A 21,371-nucleotide genomic window follows, 5' to 3' on the forward strand; every position below is an offset into this window, starting at 1 on the left:
ATGGCGACCACACGGATCGAGAACACCCCGACCGTCCACCCGACCGTCTCCGGCGGCACCCTCGCCTCCACCGTCCCGGTCGGCGCGGTGTACGCGGAGGGCTCCCGGCTGGAGCGGGGAGCGAGTCTCGTCGAGGGCACCGTCGTCCTCGACGAGACGGTGGCCCCCAACGCGCCCTGGTCGGCGGTGGTGAGGAAGGGGCACGTCCTGACGATCGTCGACGTCGGCGGCAACCAGTCGGCCGACTGCCTGCTCTACGACGCCGACGACCCCGAGGAGCGCTACAGCGTCCCCGACACGCTGGCCTGGCAGGGCAACGCCTATGTGCGTACCGGCACCGTGCTGCGCAGCAACGAGGGCCGCCCGCTGATGACCGTCGTCGCCAACGAGATCGACCGCCAGGACACCATCGGCGGCGCCTGCGGCAAGGAGTCCAACACCCTGCGCTACGGCCACCATGTGATGTTCCAGCACGGCTGCCGCGAGAACTTCCTCGCCGAGGCCGGCCGGCGGGGCCTCGGCGTGCGGGACCTCGTCTCCAACCTCAACTGGTTCATGAACGTGCCCGTCGAGGCGGACGGGGCGCTGGGCATCGTGGACGGCATGTCGGCGCCGGGCCGGCGGGTCGCGGTGCGCGCCGAGCGGGACGTCCTGCTGCTGGTGTCCAACTGCCCGCAGATGAACAACCCGTGCAACGACTTCAACCCGACCCCGCTGCGGATGCTCGTCGTGGACCCGGTTCCGGCCGCCTGCGGCCCACGGTCCGCGGCGGCCGTCCGCACTCCGGAGGGAGCCGCGTGACCCGTCCCGCCGCCGTTCTCGTCGCCAACCGCGGTGAGATAGCCCGCCGTGTCATCCGTACCGCGAGGAAGATGGGTCTCGGTACGGTGGCCGTCTTCTCCGACGCCGACCGGGCCGCTCCGCACGTCCGCGAGGCCGACCACGCGGTGCGCCTCGGTCCGGCGCCCGCCCGCGAGTCGTACCTGCGCGGTGACGCGATCATCGAGGCCGCGCTCGCCCAGGGCGCCGGGATCATCCACCCGGGCTACGGCTTCCTCTCCGAGAACACCGCCTTCGCCCGTGCCGTGGAGGACGCGGGCCTGAGATTCGCCGGGCCGACCGCCGACCAGATCACCGCGTTCGGCGAGAAGCACACCGCCCGCGCCCTGGCCAAGGCGGCCGGAGTACCGCTGCTGGCCGGGACGGAGCTGCTCGGGAGCGCCGAGGAGGCCGTCACCGCGGCCGGAGCGATCGGGCTGCCCGTGATGGTCAAGGCGACGGGCGGTGGCGGCGGCATCGGCATGCAGGCCTGCGCCACCACCGAGGAGGTGCGCGAGGCCTTCGCCCGGGTCGCGGCGCTCGCGGAGTCCCACTTCGGGTCGGCCGGGGTGTTCCTGGAGCGCCTGGTGCGTCCCGCCCGCCATGTCGAGGTGCAGGTCTTCGGCGACGGCACCGGCCGGATCGCCGTCTTCGGCGACCGCGACTGCTCGCTGCAGCGCCGCAATCAGAAGGTGATCGAGGAGGCCCCGGCCCCGGCCCTGCCCGGCCGTGTGCGCGCACTGCTGCACGACTCCTCGCGCCGGCTGCTCGCCTCGGTCGGCTACCGGGGCGCGGGGACCGTGGAGTTCGTCTACGACCCGGTGCGCGAGGAGGCCGCGTTCCTGGAGGTCAACACCCGCCTCCAGGTCGAGCACCCGGTGACGGAGGAGGCGTACGGCGTCGACCTCGTCGAACTCATGCTCCTGCTGGCCCGCGACGGCAGGGTGGACGACACGGTGTTCGAGCGGGAGTGGGAGCCCGCCGGGCACGCCGTGGAGGCCCGCGTCTACGCCGAGGACCCCGGCAGGGACGCGCTGCCCAGTTCGGGTCTGATCACCCGGGCGGTCTTCCCCGGCCAGGGCGCGGACGGCATGCCCGGCGTCCGGGTCGACGGCTTCGCCGAGACCGGTCTGGAGATCTCGCCGTACTACGACCCCATGCTCGCCAAGGTGATCGCCAAGGGCCCCACCCGCGACGCCGCGTTCGACGTGCTCCGCCGGGCGCTGGCCGGGAGCCGGGTGGACGGCATCGTCACCAACCTGGGCCTGCTGCGCGCCCTGACCGTGCGCGGTGAAGTGCGCGAGGCGGTGCACAGCACCAGCACGCTCGACACCGCCTGCGACCCCGAGCCGCGCATCGACGTCCTGGTGCCGGGAGCGATGACCACGGTCCAGGACCTGCCCGGCCGGCTCGGCTACTGGCACGTGGGCGTGCCGCCGAGCGGCCCCTTCGACGCCATCTCCTTCGCCGAGGCCAACCGGGCCGTCGGCAACCCGGCCGAGGCGCCCGGCCTGGAGGTCACCGCGGGCGGGCTGACGCTGCGCTTCTCGCACGCCACCGTGGTCGCCGTCACCGGCGCTCCGGTCCCGGTCACCGTGGACGGCACCGCCGTGGCCCTGTGGGAGCCGGTGCCGGTCCCGGCCGGCTCCACCCTGGTGCTCGGCGCCTGCCTCGGCCCCGGCCTGCGCAGCTACGTGGCCGTCCGGGGCGGCATCGACGTGCCCGGCTACCTGGGCAGCGCCTCGACCTTCACCCTCGGCGGCTTCGGCGGGCACGGCGGGCGGGCGCTGGTCGCCGGGGACGTCCTGCGCCCCGGGGCCTTCCGGACCGCCGGCGGCGGCCCGGTCCCGGCCGTGCGCCGGCCCGCGATCACCTCCCACTGGCGGATCGCCGTCACCGAAGGCCCGCACGCGGCGCCCGAGTTCTTCACCCGTGAGGACATCGACACCCTCTACGCCACCGACTACCAGGTGCACCACAACTCGGCCCGCACCGGCATCCGTCTGATCGGGCCCAAGCCCCGGTGGGCCCGCCAGGACGGCGGCGAGGCCGGACTGCACCCCTCCAACATCCACGACACGCCGTACGCGGTCGGGGCCCTGGACTTCACCGGCGACACCCCGATCGTGCTGGGCCCCGACGGGCCGTCCCTCGGCGGATTCGTCTGCCCCGCGGTGGTCGCCGGCGGCGACCTGTGGAAGCTCGGCCAACTCCGTCCCGGCGACACCCTCCGCTTCGTACCGGTCAAGGAAGCCGAGACGGCCGGCCTCGACGCCCGCCGGGCCTCGCCCGCGCTGATCAGCACCGGCGGCGACGGCGACGACGGCGTGCTCGGCCGACTGGAACCCACCGACGACCGTCCCGGCGTCACCTACCGCCGCGACGGGGACGGCAATGTCCTCGTCGAGTACGGTCCCATGGCGCTCGACCTCGGCCTGCGGATGCGGGTGCACGCGCTGCAGAAGACGCTGGCCGCCCACGCGCCCGCCGGCGTCCTCGACGTCACGCCGGGCATCCGTTCGCTCCAGATCCACACCGACGGACGGCACATGAGGCCACGTCAGCTCGCTTCTCTGTTGCGCGAGTTGGAGGAGGAGGTGCCGCCCACGCACGAGCTGGTGGTCCCCTCGCGGACGGTGCGGCTGCCGCTCAGCTGGGACGATCCGGCGACCCGGCTGGCCATCGAGCGGTACATGGCCGGGGTGCGCGACGACGCCCCGTGGTGCCCCTGGAACATCGAGTTCATCCGCCGGGTCAACGGCCTGGACACCGCCGACGACGTCTATCGCACCGTGTTCGACGCCTCCTACCTGGTGCTCGGCCTCGGCGACGTCTATCTCGGCGCCCCCGTCGCCACCCCGCTCGACCCCCGGCACCGCCTGGTGACCACCAAGTACAACCCGGCCCGCACCTGGACCGCGGAGAACTCCGTCGGTATCGGCGGCGCCTACCTGTGCGTCTACGGCATGGAGGGCCCCGGCGGCTACCAGTTCGTCGGCCGTACCGTGCAGATCTGGAACCGGTTCCGCAAGGGCGGCCTGTTCCAGGACTCGCCGTGGGCGCTGCGCTTCTTCGACCGCATCGAGTGGTACCCGGTCGGCGCGGAGGAGCTGCTGGAACTGCGCGCGGAGACGGACGCCGGCCGCGGTCGCTTCGAGACCGAGGAGGGCACCTTCTCGATCGCCGAGTACAACGCCTTCCTGGCGGCCGAAGCCGACTCGATCGCGGCGTTCCGGGAGCGGCAGAGCGCCGCGTTCGAGGCAGAGAAGCAGCGCTGGCGGGCCGCGGGCGAGTTCGACCGGGACGACGCGCCTGAGCCCGTGACCGCCGGCGTGGACGCCGCCGCCGTCCCCGTCACCGTTCCCGACGGCGCGTTGCCGGTCACCGCGCCGTTCACCGCCACCGTCTGGCAGACCGTCGCCGAGCCCGGCGCCGCCGTCGCCGAGGGCGACCCGATCCTCTCCCTGGAGGCGATGAAGATGGAGTCCAAGGTCAGCGCCCCGGCCACCGGGACCCTGCTGGAGATCTACGTCAAGCCCGGTGAGCAGGTCGCCTCCGGCCAGATCCTCGCGGCGGTGCGGGCATGACCGCCGGGACACCGGCCGCACGCGTCGAGGCCGCCTACGACCGGATGGCGAGCGCCGAACGGCCCGAGATCTGGATCCACCTCAGGCCGCGCGAGGAGGTGCTCGCCGAGGCGGCCGGGATCGACCCGGCGCTGCCGCTGGCCGGCCTGACGGCCGCCGTCAAGGACAACATCGACGTGGCCGGCCTGCCCACGACCGCGGGCGCCCCGTCGTACGCCTACGTCCCGCGGGCCGACGCGCCCGCGGTGGCGCGGCTGCGCGCGGCCGGCGCGGTGGTCCTCGGGAAGACGAACATGGACCAGTTCGCCACCGGCCTGGTCGGCACCCGCAGCCCCTACGGCGCGGTGCGCAACGCCTGGGACCCGGCCCGCGTCTCCGGCGGGTCGTCCTCCGGCTCCGCCGTCGCGGTCGCGCTGGGCATCGCCGACCTCGCGCTCGGCACCGACACGGCCGGCTCCGGCCGGGTGCCCGCCGCCCTCAACGGCGTCGTCGGGGTCAAGCCCACCAAGGGCCTGGTGCCCGTGACCGGGGTGGTGCCAGCCTGCTACACCCTCGACTGCGTGACGGTCTTCGCCCGGGACCTGCGACTGGCCCGCCTGGCCGCCGAGTTGGCCGAGGGTGCGGACCCCGCCGACCCGCTCTGCCGCACCGGCGCCCAGCTTCCGCCGCCCCCTGCCCGTCCCCGGGTCGCCGTCCCGGCTCGGGAGCATCTTCAGGGCATGGCCGACGGCTGGGGCGAGGCCTTCGACGCGGCGGTCGCCCGGTTGGCGAGCACCGGCGCGCAGATCGTCGAGGCCGACATCACCCCGCTGCTCCAGGCCGCGGAACTGCTGTACGGCGGCGCGTTCGTCGCCGAGCGGTACGCCGCCGTGGGCGCGCACCTGGAGAAGCACCGCGATCTGATCGGCACCGACCTCGATCCCACCGTCGCCGCCATCGTGCTGGCGGGCCGGAAGAAGACCGCCGCCGACTGGGCCGCCGACACCGCCCGGCTCGCCGCGCTCGCGGCGGCCGGACGCGCGGTCCTGGACGGCTGCACGGCCCTGTTGACCCCCACGACGACCTGGCATCCCACCCTTGAGCAGGTGGCGGCCGATCCGGTCGGCGCCAACGCCCTGTTGGGGCGCTTCACGAACTTCGCCAATCTGCTGGACTGCGCGTCGCTCGCCGTTCCGGCCGGCTTCGTGGACGGCCTGCCGTTCGGCGTGATGTTCACCGGACCGGCCTTCTCCGACCGCGCCCTGGCCGTCCTGGCCGAGCGGTTCGCCAACCCGGGGCTCGACCTGTTCGTGGCCGGCGCCCACCTCACCGGGCAGCCGCTCAACGCCCAGGTGGTGCAGGCGGGCGGCACCCTGGTGGGCCCGGCGCGCACCACCGGCGACTACCGGCTGTACGCCCTGGCCACCCAGCCGCCCAAGCCGGGCCTGGTCCGGGTCGCCGGGATCGCATCAGGCGGTGGGGAGCCTGGCATCGAGGGTGAGGTCTGGCGGCTTCCGGCGGCGGGGTTCGGGGCGTTCACCGCCACCGTTCCCCCGCCGATGGCCATCGGTACGGTCGAACTGGCCGACGGGCGGCGGGTCAGCGGCTTCCTCGTCGAGCCGTACGCCGTCGAGGGCGCGCCCGACATCACCCGCCACGGCGGCTGGCGGGCCTATACGGCCTCCACGTGACGGGGAGCGGCGGCATGCCGGGGTGGTGGCAGGATGGGGCCATGACGACGACGCGTCCCCGTCAAGGCAGGCCCCGGCACACGCCGCCGTCCGACCCCGGTACGTCCGCCCGGGAGCAGATCCTCGACGCGGCCGGGGCGCTCTTCGTCGAACGCGGGGTCGCCGGTACCAGCACCCGGATGATCGCCGAGCGGGTCGGCATCCGACAGGCCTCGCTGTACTACCACTTCGCCACCAAGGAGGACATCCTCGCCGAGCTGCTGGCCACGTCCGTACGGCCCAGTCTGCAGATGGTGGAGCGGATCCGGGCACTGGTGCCGGAGCGGGCCGACGCGGCCGCCGCGCTCTACGCGGTGGCCGCCGTGGACGTACGCACCCTCTCCCGCACCCCCTACAACATCGGCACGCTGTACCTGCTGCCGGAGGTGCGGGCCGAGCGGTTCGACGCCTTCCGGACCGAACGGGGCCGACTCCAGGCTGACTACGGCGCCCTCGGCGCCCTCGCGGCAAGCGAGGACGTCGCCCGGAGCATGCCCGCCGAGCGGCTCGGCGAACTGCTGATCCAGCTGGTGGAGGTCGTCATCCAGGTACGGCGTTCCCGCGAGCCGGAAGCGGCCGACGCGGATGCCGTCGCGTCGTCGTGCCTGCGGCTGTGCGGGCTGGCCGAACCGGCCGTGGCCGCCGCCAGGGACCAGGCCCGGATTCTGCTGCAAAACTGCGACTGAGCGGGCATGAGAACGGCACCCCCGGTAGAAGCTCGGTGATCGCGCGTCCGTAGGTGCAGGTGACCGGCGACGCGGTACGCGGGCGGTGCCGCGGGCAGGAGTCTGGTCAGGTCGTACCGGCCCCGCCGCCCGACGCGACATGACGTCGTGCCGTACCTGCTGCGGGAGTTCAGCGCGCGTCGGCTCCCTTGGTTCGAGACAAGGCGGCCGCCCTCACGCCCGCAGCCACCCCCCGCAAGCCGCTGACAAGCAGCAACAGGCAACGGCAGACCTATCTACGGCTGCCGTATCTGCTACCGGCGGGCTTCACTCGCGCCGCCGCTCGGCCAAGCCGCGCTCGCGGCAGGAGCGAGGAAGGAACGGAGGCGGAGGTCGGGGGCGGGGGCGATGATGACGTCGCCCAGGGTGACGAGCCGCGGAACGGGTCCGATGAACTCGGTTGGACGGGCTGTCCCCTTCGAGGGCTGGTTCTGCCACAGGGCACCGCCGGTGTGCCGGTCCAAGGCGATGACCGTTCCGTCCTGGGACAGGAAGTGGACGCGGTCACCGTCGACCGACGGAGCGGAGAGTCCGTCCTGCAGTGTGGTAGAGGACCACATCCGTCTTCTCGCGGAGATGTCATAGGCGCTGACCACACCCGTGTCGCTACGGGTGTAGAAAACGTCCTCCACCACGCCGAGCAGCTCCTCGGGAGCCCCCAGCTCGAGAGACTTCACTCCGCCGGTCCCGCGGTCGATCCGGATCAGCCGGGTCACCTCCGTGCCGGAGGTCGACGATCCCGTGGCGTACAGGTAATTCCCGGAGACAGTGACGAGATCGGCTCCCTGAGGGACATCACGAAGCCAGAGGAGCGTTCCGTCGCCCTGCGTGATCTCTCCGACCTGCGTGGGGCGTCCGCTTGCGTCACGCTTCGCCACGTAGACCCTGTCGAAGGGGTCTCCGGTGCCCGGGGACAGCAGGTCCCAGCCCGGATCAGCGGTCCACACGCGTTCCATGCCGACCGGCTCCCATGCGGTGATTGCTCCGTTCTTCGAGCAGAACAGGGTGTCCTCTGCAACGACGCACGTCTCGGCGCCGGCGATCTTCTGTTCACGCATGGGCCTGCCGGTCTTTGCATCGAACGTCCAGACCCTGTACGAATCAGTCTGCTCGGTGCCGAGACGTTCGCCGACGACGACAGCCTCCTGCGTCACACCGAGGAGGACGGGGAGTCCGTGTTCGTTCGTGGTCCGCCGCCAGAGCACCTTCCCCGTGCGCGGGTCCAGCCGGGCCGCCAGAGTGGCGCCCTCGGTGCACCAGAGAGCGGCGGACCGGTAGGTGCAGGTGGGCGAGCCGTCGGGCAAACCGTCCGCCAACTGGGTGCTCCACGGTTTCCAGCCCGGCAGACGGACCGGTGTCGGCGCCGGTCGTGAGGTGGAGGCGGACGGCCGAGCTGCGTCCGCCTCTTCGCCCTCGGACCGGGGCCACCACAGCCATACGCAGGCCACCAGCGCCGCGCACACCGTCGCCGACAGCGCCGACGCGCCGCGGCGCAGGCGTTTACGACGTGTCTGCGCGAGGGCCGCATCTCGGGCCAGCGCCTGTTGGGTGCGCCGCTCACGCCGAGACGACAAGAGAGCCAGCAATGCTTCCGGATCGGGCCGTGCGGACGGCTCCTTGCGCAGGCACGGTTCCACGACCACACGGAGTGACTCCGGCAGCCCGGAGAGGTTCGGTTCCTCGTGGACCGCGTTCCAGGCGATCGCGTATGGGGTGTCGGCGTCGAACGGACCATGCCCGGTCGCCGCGTAGACCAGCACCGAGCCCAGGGCGAAGACGTCGGCGGACGACGCGGCTTCACGGGGATCCCGGAACTGTTCGGGCGCCATGAACAGCGGAGTCCCCATCATCTCGCCGCTCTGTGTCAGAGCAGTCGCGTCCACGAGGCGGGAGATTCCGAAGTCGATGACCTTGGGCCCGTCTTCGGCCAGCAGGATATTGCTCGGCTTGAAGTCCCGGTGCACCAGACCGACTCGATGGATGTCCCGCAGCGCCTCGCACAGCCCGGACGCCAGTTGCCAGACCTCGTCGGCGGGTAGGGGACCTCGCTCCTTCACCGCGGTGTCGAGAGAGGGACCGGCAACGTACTGGGTGGCCATCCACGGGACGTCACCGGTCGTGTCCGCATCCAGCACCGGCGCGGTGAACGCGCCGCTGACTTGCCGGGCCGCCTGGACCTCACGGGCGAACCTCTCGCGGAACCCCGGTCTCGCAGCCAGGTCCTCACGGATGACCTTCACGGCCACCGCTCGTCCGGACGGAGAGTGGGCGAGATATACCTCCCCCATCCCGCCGGCACCCAACAACTCAGCCACCTCGTAGTGCCCCAGCGCGGTGAGGCGCCTCTCCCCCGTGCCCATCTCTCCCCCGGAGCCAACGATCACGCACAATGGCTCGGCCACGATAGCGGCGATGGGGGCGCCGCATGAAACCGCCGTCGGCGGCGGCTGATTCCTGACCCGGTTTGGGCGGTTGAATTCTGACCCGCAGGGTGGGTTGTCGCCGGTCAGTTACGGCAGCTGTGGACAGCCCCGCCGTTGCTGTTGCTGCTTTTCAGCGGCTGGCCGGGGGGTGGCTGCGGGCATGAGGGCGGCCGCCTTGATCATGACGTGGTGTGGCGCGACATCAGAACGAGACGGCCGCTTCGACGACGGTAGACCGCGAAGGCCACGACATCGCGTTCGGGGGCCTGTTGGCCTCGGTCGCCGACTGCTTCGCCCGCTCCGAAAGACGGGAGACGTTCGTACGGACAACCCTCGTTCCACGAGCCTTCGGCCCCCCGCGATGTTCGAGGAGACGTTCGCATGCGTCACTGGAGCACCTCGGGGCTCCGGTCGGCCGCGACCACAGTACGGAGGGGAACGCGATGAGCAGCGCGACCGCGCCAAGGAGCCCGCTCGCCCGCCAGCGGGCCGAGGTCCCCGACCGCGGCGCCGAGGGTGATCCCGGCGACGAGTGGTCCGACGGCGGCCCCGACGTTGAGTGCGGCAGTTACTCCCGAAAAGGTGCCTGCGGCCGGGATGTTACTGGCTGGCCCCGCCGCAGGAACGGGACGGCCGTCCTCCCACTCTTCCCCGATGTGAGAACGGCCGGCTCCCTCAGCTCTTCGGACATGTCCGTCACACGAGCCGACATGCGGAAAGGGTTCACATCGGCGGTAGCTGTGGGGCAAGAGTGAAGGATGTGACCAACCCCACCTTCTCTCCTCCATGATTGCGCCGATCGCACCGGCACGGCAGAGTGTTCCAACTGCCGGGATCGGCAAGGGAGATACCTGCGCTCCGTCACGTCATCGACGGAGCGGACGAACCGGAGGGGAAACGCGTGAGTCGGATGTCGGTCCGGGGAGTCGCGGTGGCCTCGGCCACGGCGGTCACCGCTGTGGGAAGCGTCGTCGGAGTCGCCTCGGCGGGCACGGCCCAGCCGAACGACGCCGAGGCGGCGGCAGCGGACACCACGCTCCTCGCGGACATACCCATGGGGCAGCAGGCCGAGGTCCAGTCCGCGTCCCTGACGGAACAGGCCGACGCCCAGGCCATCGCCGCGGACGCGGGCGCCAAGAAGGACGCCGAAGAGGCGGCCCGCAAGGCAGCCGCCGAGACGGCGATCGCCAAGAAGGCGGCCGCGGAGAAGGCGGCCCAGCAGGCCAAGGAGCGCGCCCAGGCCAAGACCGAGGCCGCCAGCCGGGACAGCACCCGCGGCTCCACCGACTTCCCCGTCCAGAGCAGCTACACCGTGGCGCAGATCCAGGCGATGGCGCGTCAGATGGTGGCGGCCGGCCAGTTCCAGTGCTTCAGCAACATCGTGGACCACGAGTCCGGCTGGAACTACCACGCGGTCAACGCCTCCTCCGGTGCCTACGGCCTCTTCCAGGCCCTGCCCGCCGGCAAGTACGCCTCCGCCGGCGCCGATTGGCAGACCAACCCCGCCACCCAGATCAAGTGGGGCCTCAACTACATGAACGCCAGTTACGGCAGTCCCTGCCAGGCCTGGTCCTTCTGGCAGGCCAACCACTGGTACTGAGGCTTCCTGTGCCGGCCGGCCGATGGATCACCGTGCGTGCCCCGGGACACGTCCCTGGGCCGCCGCCGGGCCCCGTCGGACGGCCTGTACGTCCTGGCCTTCTTCGTGATCCTGACGGTGCTGTGGGACGTCGGCGCCGCCCTTACCGGTCGACGTGGACGGCCGCGCGCACCGGTGACCAGGTAGGGACGGGGACGCGCCCCTGGCGGCTCGCGGCCGGCCTCTGCCTGGGACTGACGGCTTCCACCCAATGGTGGCCGGCATCGCGTCGGGTTCCTTCGCCTCGTCGCGCAGCCGGACGAAGTCTCCCGCGGCCTACGGCACGGACTTGCCGGCCGCACCAGTGGACGTGAGCTACGCACAGGGGCCCGACAGGGCCGAGAGGCCGATGTCGTTGCCGCCGATGGCGAGAAGCGGCTTCCTCGAGGCTTGCGTTCTTCCGCTGCACCGCGTGCGCTCACGTGACTGCGGGCGCGCATCCACCACTCACACGTGTCCGAACGCGGTGAGGTCCCGGTTGCGCCGGTACGCCCGTGTCCGACGCCGACCGCGCCAAGGCCTTCTACGTGGAGCGGCTCGGCCGGCCCCTCGACGCCGGCTTCCCGATCGACGACGGTTACCGGAACGCTCATGTGACTCCGCCCGGTTCCGGGTGCTCGATCATCTTCGGGGAGGGTCTCACCGAGCAGGCGGCGCGCACGCTCCACGGCCTGCAGCTGACCGTCACCGACATCGTCGAGGCCCGGCAGGAGCTGACCTCTCGCGGTGTGCGGGTCTCCGGCCCGTTCCGCGACGAGAGCGGCGCCTTCCACCACGCCGGTGACGCGCACCGCGTGCCCGGCCTGCACCCCGAGCGGGCCGGCTACGGCACGTTCGCCGCCTTCGCTGACCCGGACGGCAACGAGTGGTTCCTGCAGGAGGTCACCGAGCGCGCCCCCGGCCGTTGATCCCCGGCCACGGCGCCGAGGACAGAGGCGTCACATCTTGGCGCCGAAGTCCTGGGTCCACCAGGGACCGCCCGCGCCCTTGTGCACGCCCACGCCGATGTCCTTGAACGAGCAGTTGAGGATGTTCGCCCGGTGGCCGGGGCTGTTCATCCAGGACTGCATGACAGCGGCGGCGGACTGCTGGCCCTGGGCGATGTTCTCGCCGTAGGTGGACCAGCGGTAGCCGGCGGCGGTGATGCGCTGCCCGGGATCCGCGCCGTCCGGGTTGGTGTGGTCGAAGAAGTCCCGCGCGGCCATGTCGTCGGAGTGGCCCTGGGCCGCCTTCTGCAGTTGCGGGTCCTCCGTGAGCGGTCCGCAGCCGGCGGCTGACCGTTCCTTGTTCACGAGCGCGACGACCTGGCCGACGTCGGTCGGATCCGCCTCAGCCTGCGGCGTGTTCCCGGCGGCAGGAGTCGTGCGAGCGGATTCCGGGGCTGCGGGGGTGCTCCTCCTGGCAGGACTTCCCGACTTGGCGGCGCGCGTCCTTTTCGGCTTGGTCACGGACGGGGACGGAGAAGGCGAGGACGACGGCGATGCGTTCTCGGTGCCGGGCGTGGAGAGGTCCAGGATGGGCACGGCTGTACTTCGCTCGGCGTTCGCGTCGGTGCCGGGGCCGGAACCTGTACCGAAGTACCACAGGCCGCCGCCCGCCACGCAGGCGGCGACGACGGCGCCGCCGACGGCCCGGCGGCGCATGCGCCGACGCCGACGGGACTGCCTGCGCGAGCCGGTCCGGCCCCGTACGCCACCCCGTCCGGTGCCGGAGCCCGGTCCCGCGCCACCCCCGGGGCCGGCGAGCGGTGCGACGGCACCAGCCGGGGCAAGCCTTCCCGCGCCGGAGGACATCACGGCGAGCAGTGCGGGTGACGCCGCGATCAGCGCCAGACCGGCGAGCAGCCCTTCTGCGGGCATCAGTCCGCTCCACAACCCGCCGCAGCGGGTGCAGCCGCGCGCGTGCCGGGCTATTCGCTTGCGCCACAGCGCCGAGGGCCTGCCGTCCCAGGTGGCCAGCACGGTCCGGAGTTCCTCGCACAGCGGCCGTGCGTCGAGCGCTCGTACCACCACGCGGGCCGCCTCCAGCTGTGCCTTCATCCGCTGGACCCGGACGGCGGCGTGCTGCGGGGAGAGGTCCAGAGCCGCGGCGACCTCGGCCCGCGTGAGCTCGCCGGCGCACTCCAGCCACCACAGGGACAGCAGTTCCCGGTCGTCGGGCTCCAGCCAGCGTGTCGCCCGCGCGGTCTCCAGGCGCTGCCCGGTGAGCTGGAGCTGGACGACGGTCAGATCGACGAAGTCGGCACCCGGATCGGCGAGGTCCTCGGCCTCTTCCACCCCGCCGGGGGCGGAGAGACGATTCTGCCGGTGCTCCCGGACCTGGTTCATCGCGATGGCCACCAGCCAGGAGCGGAAACGCTCGGGGGCACGCAGTCCGCCCAGCCCGTCCAGGGCCCGCAGCATGGTCTCCTGAACCACGTCGTCGACATCCACCGAGCCGTTCAGGGCTCGGCCCACGATGTTGTAGACCAGGGTGAGGTACGCGTTGACCAAGGCGTCCTGTGCCTGTGTGTCGCCCTCTCGGGCGGCCGTGACCAGTGCCGCCGTCTCCATCGCGTCCTGCGTGCTCATACCCATGCTTCCTGTCCTCGAGACCGCACGATTGTGTCCGATACCTGGGAGACCGCTCGCCGCGCCTCGGATAACACTTCCTCGGCAGGGAATCCGGGTCGGCCCGGGGACCACTGCCGCTCGGGTGCCGCACGACGTCGTGCCGGCCGGCGCCCGCTGAACGGGCCCGGAGACGCACGACGGCGGATCCCGGGATTTTCCATTCCTCGGATCAGCCGGAGCCGTATTCAGGCCATGGAAAGGATTGCCGGGAAGCGGATTTCCATAAGGTTTCCTTGAGTCACCCTCAAAGCACGGTTATAGGTGACAGTTTGGGTGTGATCACCGTCTCCGGTCACCTGGGAACCGAAGGTCCCCACAACTCGTCCGCGAGGGCTCAATGCCCCTTCCACGGGTGGCCAGTTGGCGCAAGGCCGTTCCGAATGGTGAGATAAACTCGCCTCCGGACGCGCCGTTCGCCACGCGCGTCCGTTCACTCACACTTTCAGCGACGAAGTCCACGTCAGTGGGCCTGCCCCGTCGCACCCTGCCGGCTTTCTCGCGCCGGCGGTCCACGCCTTCGAGCAGGAATCGATGCCCGTTCAACCAATTGCGGAACTCATAGGTTTCGCCCGGAACAACTCGCCCTTCTACCGCCACCTCTACGCCCACCTCCCTGACCACGTGACGCGGCTCACGGATCTCCCGGTGGTGCCCCAGGCCGATTTCTGGCGAGCCAACACACCCCGCGCCAACCGGCTGCTGACCGCCCCCCTGAACGAAGCCGTCGTATTCCGCAGCGGCGGCACCACGGGCTCGCCGAAGTTCTCCTACTACACTCGCACCGAATGGCGCGAATTCACCGCCGCGTTCGGCGCCGGGCTCGTCCGCGCCGGGCTGCGGCCCGGTCTCCGAGTGGCGGACCTCTTCTACGCGGGCGACCTGTACGCGAGCTTCAGCTTCGTCCTCGACTCCTTGCACCGCTCGCCCGTGGCCAACGTCCGGCTGCCCATCGGCGGCGCGACGCCCTGGGAATCCACCGCTGCGACCTTGGAGGAGTTCCGGGTCCAGGTCGTTGCCGGCACCCCGACCACCCTGTGCTCGCTCGCCGAACGCCTGGCCGGCGCCGACCGCAGCCTGCCGGATGTGGAGCTGCTCTTCTTCGGCGGGGAGTGCCTCTTCGGAGACCAGATTCCGCTGCTCCGGGCCGCGTTCCCGAATGCCGAGCCGCGCTCCCTGGGATATGCGAGCGTCGACGCGGGACTTCTGGGCGAGGCCGTGCCCGGCGGCGATCCACGCATCCACCGTGCGTTCACACCGCACACGGTGGTCGAGATCCTCTCGGACGAGAGTGACGAACCTGTCGACGGCAACGGTGCGCCGGGGCGGCTGGTCGTCACCGATCTCCGCCGACGGCTCATGCCCGTGCTCCGCTACCCGGCGGGCGACAGGGCCGAGTGGGTGGACCGGGACGCGGGTGTCTTCCGAATCCTCGGGCGCGCCGAGGAGGGCGTACGGGTCGGCCCCGTGTCCCTCTACACCGAGGACGTCCACGACGTCGTCACCGCCGCAGCCATCCGCGGCGAGGTGACCGGCCTGCAACTGGTGGTGCGGCGCCGGGACGGCCGGGACGGCCTGGTGCTCAGACTCGCGGTCGCCGATCCCGCAGAGGTGCCTGCCGCGTTGCGGGAGTCCGTGGTCGCGGCGGTCCTCGCCGCGCGGCCCTTCTACGCGAGCGCGACCGCCTCCGGGCACGTGAACCCGATCGGCGTCGAGTGGGTGCGGCACCAGGAGCTCGCGGTCAACTCCCGCTCGGGCAAGCTCATCCGGGTCGTCGACGAACGGCCGCACACGTGAGGGCGGCGACCACGCGCGTACGGCGCCTGCCGCTCGTCCTGCGCAATCCGTCCTTCGGCAGGGTCTGGACCGGTCAGCTCCTCACCCAGGCGGCGAGCCGCATGTTCCAGGTCGGCACGGTCTGGTGGCTCGTGGGGTTCGCGGGCGGCGCGCACCGGGGGCTCGACTCGGGCCTGTTCCTCGTGGTGAGCACGGTGCCCGCAGTGGCACTCGCCCCGGTGATCGCCCGCATCGTCGCACGGCACGCGCACCGCAGGGTGCTGGCGAGCGCGGCAGCGGTGGCGGCTGCGGTGGCCGTGACGGCGGCCGCCCTGGCCTGCGCCGGGGCCCTGCCCATGACCGCGGCCTACGCGGTGGGGCTGGTACTGGCCGGCTGTCAGGCGGTCTTCGATCCCTGTCTGACCACCTCGGTTCCGGAACTCGTCGAGGACGCCGACATCGAGTCGGCCACCGGCTTCGAACTGTCCACCCAGTCCGTCGCCGGACTGTGCGGGGGGCTGCTCGGCCCCCTCGTCGTCGATGCGGGTGGACCGGCCGGCGTCACCGCCACCTGCGGTGGCGCTTACCTGCTCGCTGCCCTGCTGATCGCCTCCACGCGCTTCCCGCGCCGGGGGGCCGGAAACGGCCCGGTCGCCGAGCCGCGAACCCTGCGTTCGGTACTGGCGGGTCTGCCGTTCATCCGTCGTGTGCTGGTCTGCTTCGCCGCCGCCAACGTGTTCACCACCGCCGTCTACGTGGTGATGCCGCTGTACACCCAGGAGGTGCTGCACGCGACCGGCTCGACCGTCGCCTCACTGGAGACGGCCCTCGGTGCGGGCACCCTGCTGGGGTCGTGCACGGGCGGCCGTCTGCCCGGCCGTCCCGTGGCGGTCGGCAGCGTGTGCCTGACCGTGACGGCCGCCGCCCTGGCTCTGCCGGGCCTGTGCGCCGGACACGCGGCGGCCCTCGCTTCGATGGCCGTGACCGGCTGGTGCGTCGGCGTGATCGGCGTCCGGTTCGTCGCCCTGTTCCAGCGGCTGGTGCCCGCGGACGACAAGCCGGGCTTCTTCGCGGTCATGCAGGCGGTGCTGGGCGCCACGTTCCCTGTGTCCGCGCTCGTGTTCGGCGCGCTGGGCGACCGCCTGACGGCCGGAACGCTGTGCCTGGCCCAGGGCACAGGGCTCGTGCCGGTCGCGCTGGCGCTGTGGTGGCTCGGCGGCCGCGCGGACACCGCTGGGCAGCACAGCCCGGACGCACCGACGCCCGTGCTCACGGGAGAGTCCTCGTGAGCGCCGTCCTCTCCCCCGCGTCCGTCCAGGACATCGCCGAGCTGAGGCAGTTGTACTTCGAGGTGTACGGGCACGGCTACCCGGTGCCGCTCGGCAGCGACCCGGTGGTCATGCGCCGACTGATCACCGACGGCGGCGCGCACTGGCTCGTCGCCCGCGCCCCCGCGGGCGACCTGGTCGGTTCCGCGGTCGTGCTGACCGAACCGGGCGGCCGCATCGGCAAACTGGTCGGCCTCGCGGTGCACCCCGGCCATCGCGGCGGCGGCCTGGCCTCCCGGCTGACCGGCGCGGTCTGCGACGCGGCCTTCGCCACCGGACTGCTGGACTCGGTGTACGCCACCGTCCGTCTCGTCACCGAAGGTCCACAGCAGGTCGTCGTACGCAACGGGTTCCGGCCGCTCGGGCTGCTGCCGAACGCCGTCGAGGTCGAGGGCTGCGAGACGCTCGCGCTGTTCGCCCGCTACGGCGACGGTGTGCTGGCGCGCCGCGCACCCGTGGCGAGCGTGCCCGACCGGCTGTCGGCGCTGCTGTCCGCCGCCTCACACGGCGTCGGCATCGACTACACCCGGACTCGGCCCGCCCCCTGCCGCGGTGCGGCGGCCCCCGGCGACGCCGAACCGCTCGAGCTGGTCGCGGCCCCGGCCTTCGTGCGGCGCCGCTTCCTGGAGCTGTTTCCCGCGGCCGACGACCGCTTCTTCCCGCTGCACACCCCCAACGCGGTCCTGGTGGCCGTCGACGGCCGCTTCGAGGCGTACGCCGACCTCGATCCCGTGGCGGGCAGTTGCGCGCTGGTCGCGGTCCATCCCAGGCCGTCCGCGGTGGCGGGCACCCTGGAGGCGCTGATCGCGTCGGTCACCCGGGCCGGGGCCGACTATGTCGAGGCGCTGCTGCCGCTGGCCGACACCGAGGCGCTGGAGGTGTTCCTCGCCTCGGGATTCGTACCGAGCGCGGTCTACCCAGCGATGCGCCGCATCCACGACCGGCTCCACGACTACGTCGTGCTCTCGCGCACCAGCCGTCAGATCGACTTCCGCACGACCGCCGTCAGCCCGCTGCTGCAGCCGTACCTCGGTGCCTATCTGAGCGCCTGGACCACCACCTACCTGCCCCTTCACGAGGTGTCCCGATGAAACCCCATCTCGCTCCCGTCGAGGTTCCCGACCCGGCGGCGCTCGGCCAGGTGCAGCGCCTGTGCGACCTGGCGGAACCGTACGCCGCCGGCCCCGGCACCGACGCGCTGTTCGCCGCCGCCATGGCGGAGACCAACGCCTGGCACGCCCGCCGTTCCCCCTTCTTCGCGGCCCTGCTCGAGGACCCGGCCGAAGCACCCGCTGCCACGGTCGGCGACGGAGTGCGCACCCCCCTGGTGCCGGCCGCCTTCTTCAAGCGTCACGAGGTGCTCTCGATCCCGCGCGACGAAGTGTTCCTGCATCTGACCTCCTCGGGCACCACGGGCCAGAAGTCCCAGATGTTCTTCGACGAGTGGACCATCCGCGCGGCACAACGCATGGTGGCCCGGATCTTCGACCACTACGGCTGGATCACCCCCGAGCAGCCGGCGAACTACCTGCTGTACAGCTACGAGCCGGCTCCGGCGATGAGACTGGGCACGTCGTTCACCGACAACTATTTGTGCGATTTCGCCCCGGCCCGGCACACCACGCACGCTCTGCGGCACACCGGCGCCGGCCACGAATTCGACGTGCACGGCTGCGTCGCCGCGCTCCAGCGCTACGCCGAGGACGACGTGCCGGTCCGCATCCTGGGCCTCCCCGCGTTCTTGTGCTTCACCCTGGAGCGGATGCGGGCGATGGGGCTGCCGCCGCTACGGCTGCCCGAGGGATCGCTGGTGGTGCTCGGGGGCGGCTGGAAGGGGCACGCCGACCGGGAGATCGGCAAGGACGCGTTCTACGCAGAGGTCACCGACCGCCTCGGGATTCCAGGAGAGCGCGTCCGCGACACGTTCGGCTCCGTCGAGCACTGCGTGCCCTACGTCGAGTGCGCCCATCACCGGCTCCACGTGCCGGTGTGGTCACGAGCGGCCGTCCGCGACACCGGGACCCTGCGTCCCCTGCCGTACGGCGATCGTGGCTTCCTGCACCTGGTCAGCCCCTACATCACCTCGGTGCCCGCGCAGAGCGTGCTGATGGGCGACCTCGCGTCGCTGCACCCCGGCGAGGAGTGCCCCTGTCCGCTGTCCACCGACTGGTTCACCGTGCACGGCCGTGCCGGGGTGAGCCGCAACCGCAGCTGCGCGGTCGCCGCCGCCGAACTGATGAAGGGAATGTCGTGATAGCCCCCGTACTCCATTTGTGGCAGGGCGAGTTCGTCGACGACGCCGAGGCCGGCCGGCGCCTCGCCGGTCTGCCCGAGCTGGCCGGGCGGGTCCTGTCGCGTCCGCTGCCCACCGACGTGGTGCTCGGCGCCTGTGCCGCGCTCAGCCGTGATCTGGCCGATCCCGCCTCCGCCCGCTACGGCCGACTGGCCAAGCAGCTGCCCGCCGACGAGGCCGCGGGCGTGCTGGCCGAGCTGGCGGCCGCACTCGGCCGGGAGGCGCTGGAGCGCAAGCTGCGGCGGGAACTGGGCGGCCTGCGCCCGGAACGGCTGACCCGGCCGGACGCCCGCGAGACGGTGTACGAGGCCTGGGCGCCCGTCGGCCTGCTGGTGCACATCGCACCGGGCAACGCGGCGGCCGTGGCCCCGCTGAGCGTCGTCGAGGGACTGCTGGCCGGCAACCTCAACGTGCTGAAGACCAGCGGCTCCGGCTCCGCACTGGCCCTCGACGTACTCGCCGCGCTCGGTGCGGCCGACCCGTCCGGACTGATCGCCGAGCGCGTCGTCGCCCTGCGCTTCCCCTCCGCGCGCCGTGAGTGGCTGCAGGCGCTGTGCGGGCCGGCGGACGCGATCGCGGTGTGGGGCGGCGAGGACGCGGAGCGCGCGGCGGGCGAACTGGCCCAGCCCGGGTGCCGGGTGGTCGCATGGGGCCACCGGATCTCCTTCGCCTACCTGACCCGGCAGTCCGCGTCCGAGGACGCGATTCTCGACGCGCTCGCCGAGGACGTCTGCCGGCTCGAACAGCAGGCGTGTTCCAGCCCGCAGGTGGTGTATCTCGACACCGACGCCACCGAGGAACTCTTCGCGTTCGCGGGCCGGTTCGCGCAGCGGCTGGCGAAGGTGTCCGACACGCGTCCGGCCCCTGCACCGCATCCCGCCGAGCAGGCGGAGATCACCACTGTGCTGCAGCTCGCCCGGCTCGAACAGCACCTGGGCCTCACCCGTGTGTTCGCCGCCGAGGACGGCTCCTGGCGGGTCCTGGCCGACACGCGCTCCGCCCTGGACGCCTCCCCGTTGCACCGCAGCGTCTGGGTCAAGCCGCTCCCCCGGCACGCGATCACCGCGGTCCTGCGGCCCATGCGCCGCTACCTGCAGACCGCTGCGGTCGCCGGCGACCGTGCTGACGTGGCCGAGTTCTCCCGCGCGATGTTCGCCGCGGGCGTCACCCGCGTCACCCCGGTCGGCTCCATGCTGGACGGCTACGACGGCGAACCGCATGACGGCGTCTACGCGTTGCAGCGCTACAGCCGCAGGGTGAGCGTGCGCACCGCGGACGCTGACTTCCGTACGGTGCCCTGCCTGGACGATCTGGTGGCGCCGCCGGTACCGCCCCCGGTCCCGGACGCGCCGCTCCTCGGCAAGGAGGGCGTGCAGCGCGCGCTCGCCACCCTGGATCCGCGCCACGCACACCTCTACTTCCGCAGCGGAGGCTCCACGGGCGCACCCGCCCTGTCGGTGTTCACCTGCGACGACTACGACAACCAGATGCGCGCCGCGGCGGACGGGCTGCTCGCGGCCGGCTTCGACCCGGCACGGGACCGGGCGGCCAACCTCTTCTACAGCGGCGGCATGTACGGAAGCTTCATCAGCTTCTTCTCCATCCTGGAACGGCTGAACGCCACCCAGTTCCCGATCGCCGCAGGACCCGACCACGCCATGGTCGCCGAGGCACTGGTCGCCCACCGGGTCGACACCCTCTTCGGTATGCCTTCCTACGTGTGGCAGCTGCTGCACGCCGAGGCCGGCCGGTTGCGTGCCTACGGCGGCATCCGGCAGGTGTTCTACGGCGGCGAGCACTTCACCGCCGAACAACGCAGGGTGCTCAGGGACGACTTCGGAGTGGAGGTGATCCGCTCCGCGGCCTACGGCAGCACCGACCTCGGGCCCCTGGGCTACCAGTGCGCGTCCTCCGACGGCTCGGTCCACCATGTGCTGACCGACCTGCACACGCTGGAGATCCTGGATCCGCTGCTGGACCGGCCGGTGGCTCCGGGAGAACCGGGACGGCTGGTGTTCACCTCCCGGGCCCGCGCCGGTCAGCGCCTGGAGCGCTACGAGATCGGCGACCTCGGACGCGCGATGGAGGGCACGTGTGCGTGCGGCAGCACCGTGCCTCGCCTCGAACTGCTCGGGCGCTACGGCGACGTGGTACGCGTGGGCACGTACTTCGTCAACTACCGGCGGATCGTGAGGGTGTTGGAGGAACGCCTCGCCTACCACGGCGAGGTGCAGCTGGCGGTGGCGCCCGGCGCCGACCGGGAGGAGCTGACGGTCCGGCTCGACGAGCAGTACGCCCCCGCCCCCGGCGTCACGCGCGCCGCGGTCACCACCGAGATCCCGGAGGTGGCCTCAGCGATGGCGGAGGGCCTGCTGTCCCTCGCGGTGCGGAACGTGCGCAGGGAATCCTTCGAGCGCACCCCGGCCAGCGGCAAGCTTCGCACGGTCGTCGACCTGCGCTGAG

Annotated in this window: 14 protein-coding genes; 12 read left to right on the forward strand and 2 right to left on the reverse strand. The window is 72.1% G+C overall.

Features of this window, described 5'->3' with window-relative positions:
* From AB0L59_RS38820 to AB0L59_RS38835, 4 genes are read left to right on the forward strand one after another with little or no spacing between them, the layout of a single operon-like run.
* Positions 1 to 801 (forward strand): urea amidolyase associated protein UAAP2, encoded by an 801-nt coding sequence (locus AB0L59_RS38820; RefSeq protein WP_365591910.1) that lies wholly within the window; start codon positions 1 to 3, stop codon positions 799 to 801.
* Entirely contained in the window at positions 798 to 4,406 is a 3,609-nt protein-coding gene (gene uca / locus AB0L59_RS38825) for an urea carboxylase (protein ID WP_365591913.1), read from the forward strand. The genes AB0L59_RS38820 and uca overlap by 4 nt, the downstream gene beginning before the upstream one ends.
* A complete protein-coding gene (locus AB0L59_RS38830; protein WP_365591916.1) occupies positions 4,403 to 6,076 on the forward strand; it encodes an allophanate hydrolase in 1,674 nt (557 codons plus the stop codon). Before uca ends, AB0L59_RS38830 begins: the two co-directional genes overlap by 4 nt.
* A 41-nt stretch (positions 6,077 to 6,117) precedes the next feature.
* Positions 6,118 to 6,801: a helix-turn-helix domain-containing protein gene (locus tag AB0L59_RS38835; protein WP_365591918.1), complete on the forward strand. Its 684-nt coding sequence runs from the start codon at positions 6,118 to 6,120 to the stop codon at positions 6,799 to 6,801.
* Between the two features lie 293 nt (positions 6,802 to 7,094).
* Here AB0L59_RS38835 and AB0L59_RS38840 read toward each other — a convergent pair whose 3' ends face one another.
* Positions 7,095 to 9,200 carry a protein kinase gene (locus tag AB0L59_RS38840; RefSeq protein WP_365591920.1) on the reverse strand — a complete coding sequence of 702 codons (2,106 nt, stop codon included), beginning with the start codon at positions 9,198 to 9,200 and terminating at the stop codon, positions 7,095 to 7,097.
* 964 nt (positions 9,201 to 10,164) lie between these two features.
* Here AB0L59_RS38840 and AB0L59_RS38845 point away from each other — a divergent pair.
* The 3 genes from AB0L59_RS38845 (at position 10,165) to AB0L59_RS38855 (ending at position 11,810) form a co-directional block, all read left to right on the forward strand.
* Positions 10,165 to 10,863: a lytic transglycosylase domain-containing protein gene (locus tag AB0L59_RS38845; protein WP_365591922.1), complete on the forward strand. Its 699-nt coding sequence runs from the start codon at positions 10,165 to 10,167 to the stop codon at positions 10,861 to 10,863.
* A 36-nt stretch (positions 10,864 to 10,899) separates the two neighbouring features.
* Positions 10,900 to 11,049, forward strand: coding sequence for a hypothetical protein (locus tag AB0L59_RS38850; RefSeq protein ID WP_365591925.1), 150 nt, complete (start codon positions 10,900 to 10,902; stop codon positions 11,047 to 11,049).
* A gap of 347 nt (positions 11,050 to 11,396) precedes the next feature.
* A complete protein-coding gene (locus AB0L59_RS38855; RefSeq protein ID WP_365591927.1) occupies positions 11,397 to 11,810 on the forward strand; it encodes a VOC family protein in 414 nt (137 codons plus the stop codon).
* 30 nt (positions 11,811 to 11,840) lie between these two features.
* Here the strand turns inward: AB0L59_RS38855 and AB0L59_RS38860 are convergent, their stop codons facing one another.
* Positions 11,841 to 13,472 (reverse strand): sigma-70 family RNA polymerase sigma factor, encoded by a 1,632-nt coding sequence (locus tag AB0L59_RS38860; protein WP_365591929.1) that lies wholly within the window; start codon positions 13,470 to 13,472, stop codon positions 11,841 to 11,843.
* A gap of 573 nt (positions 13,473 to 14,045) precedes the next feature.
* Between AB0L59_RS38860 and AB0L59_RS38865 the strand changes: the two genes are divergently transcribed.
* The 5 genes from AB0L59_RS38865 to AB0L59_RS38885 are packed head-to-tail and all read left to right on the forward strand — an operon-like array spanning position 14,046 to position 21,370.
* The gene (locus AB0L59_RS38865; RefSeq protein WP_365591930.1) at positions 14,046 to 15,308 is read left to right on the forward strand and encodes a phenylacetate--CoA ligase family protein; all 1,263 of its coding nucleotides are present in this window, start codon (positions 14,046 to 14,048) and stop codon (positions 15,306 to 15,308) included.
* Positions 15,305 to 16,576 (forward strand): MFS transporter, encoded by a 1,272-nt coding sequence (locus AB0L59_RS38870; RefSeq protein ID WP_365591933.1) that lies wholly within the window; start codon positions 15,305 to 15,307, stop codon positions 16,574 to 16,576. Before AB0L59_RS38865 ends, AB0L59_RS38870 begins: the two co-directional genes overlap by 4 nt.
* A complete protein-coding gene (locus tag AB0L59_RS38875) occupies positions 16,573 to 17,706 on the forward strand; it encodes a GNAT family N-acetyltransferase (RefSeq protein WP_365591935.1) in 1,134 nt (377 codons plus the stop codon). Before AB0L59_RS38870 ends, AB0L59_RS38875 begins: the two co-directional genes overlap by 4 nt.
* A complete protein-coding gene (locus AB0L59_RS38880) occupies positions 17,703 to 18,869 on the forward strand; it encodes an acyl-protein synthase (protein ID WP_365591937.1) in 1,167 nt (388 codons plus the stop codon). The genes AB0L59_RS38875 and AB0L59_RS38880 overlap by 4 nt, the downstream gene beginning before the upstream one ends.
* Complete coding sequence (locus AB0L59_RS38885; protein WP_365591940.1) at positions 18,866 to 21,370, forward strand: acyl-CoA reductase; 2,505 nt, start codon at positions 18,866 to 18,868, stop codon at positions 21,368 to 21,370. Before AB0L59_RS38880 ends, AB0L59_RS38885 begins: the two co-directional genes overlap by 4 nt.
* The last annotated feature ends 1 nt before the right edge of the window (position 21,371 follow it).

The sequence above is a fragment of the Streptomyces sp. NPDC052109 genome, from assembly GCF_040680195.1.
In the GTDB taxonomy this organism is placed as follows: domain Bacteria; phylum Actinomycetota; class Actinomycetes; order Streptomycetales; family Streptomycetaceae; genus Streptomyces.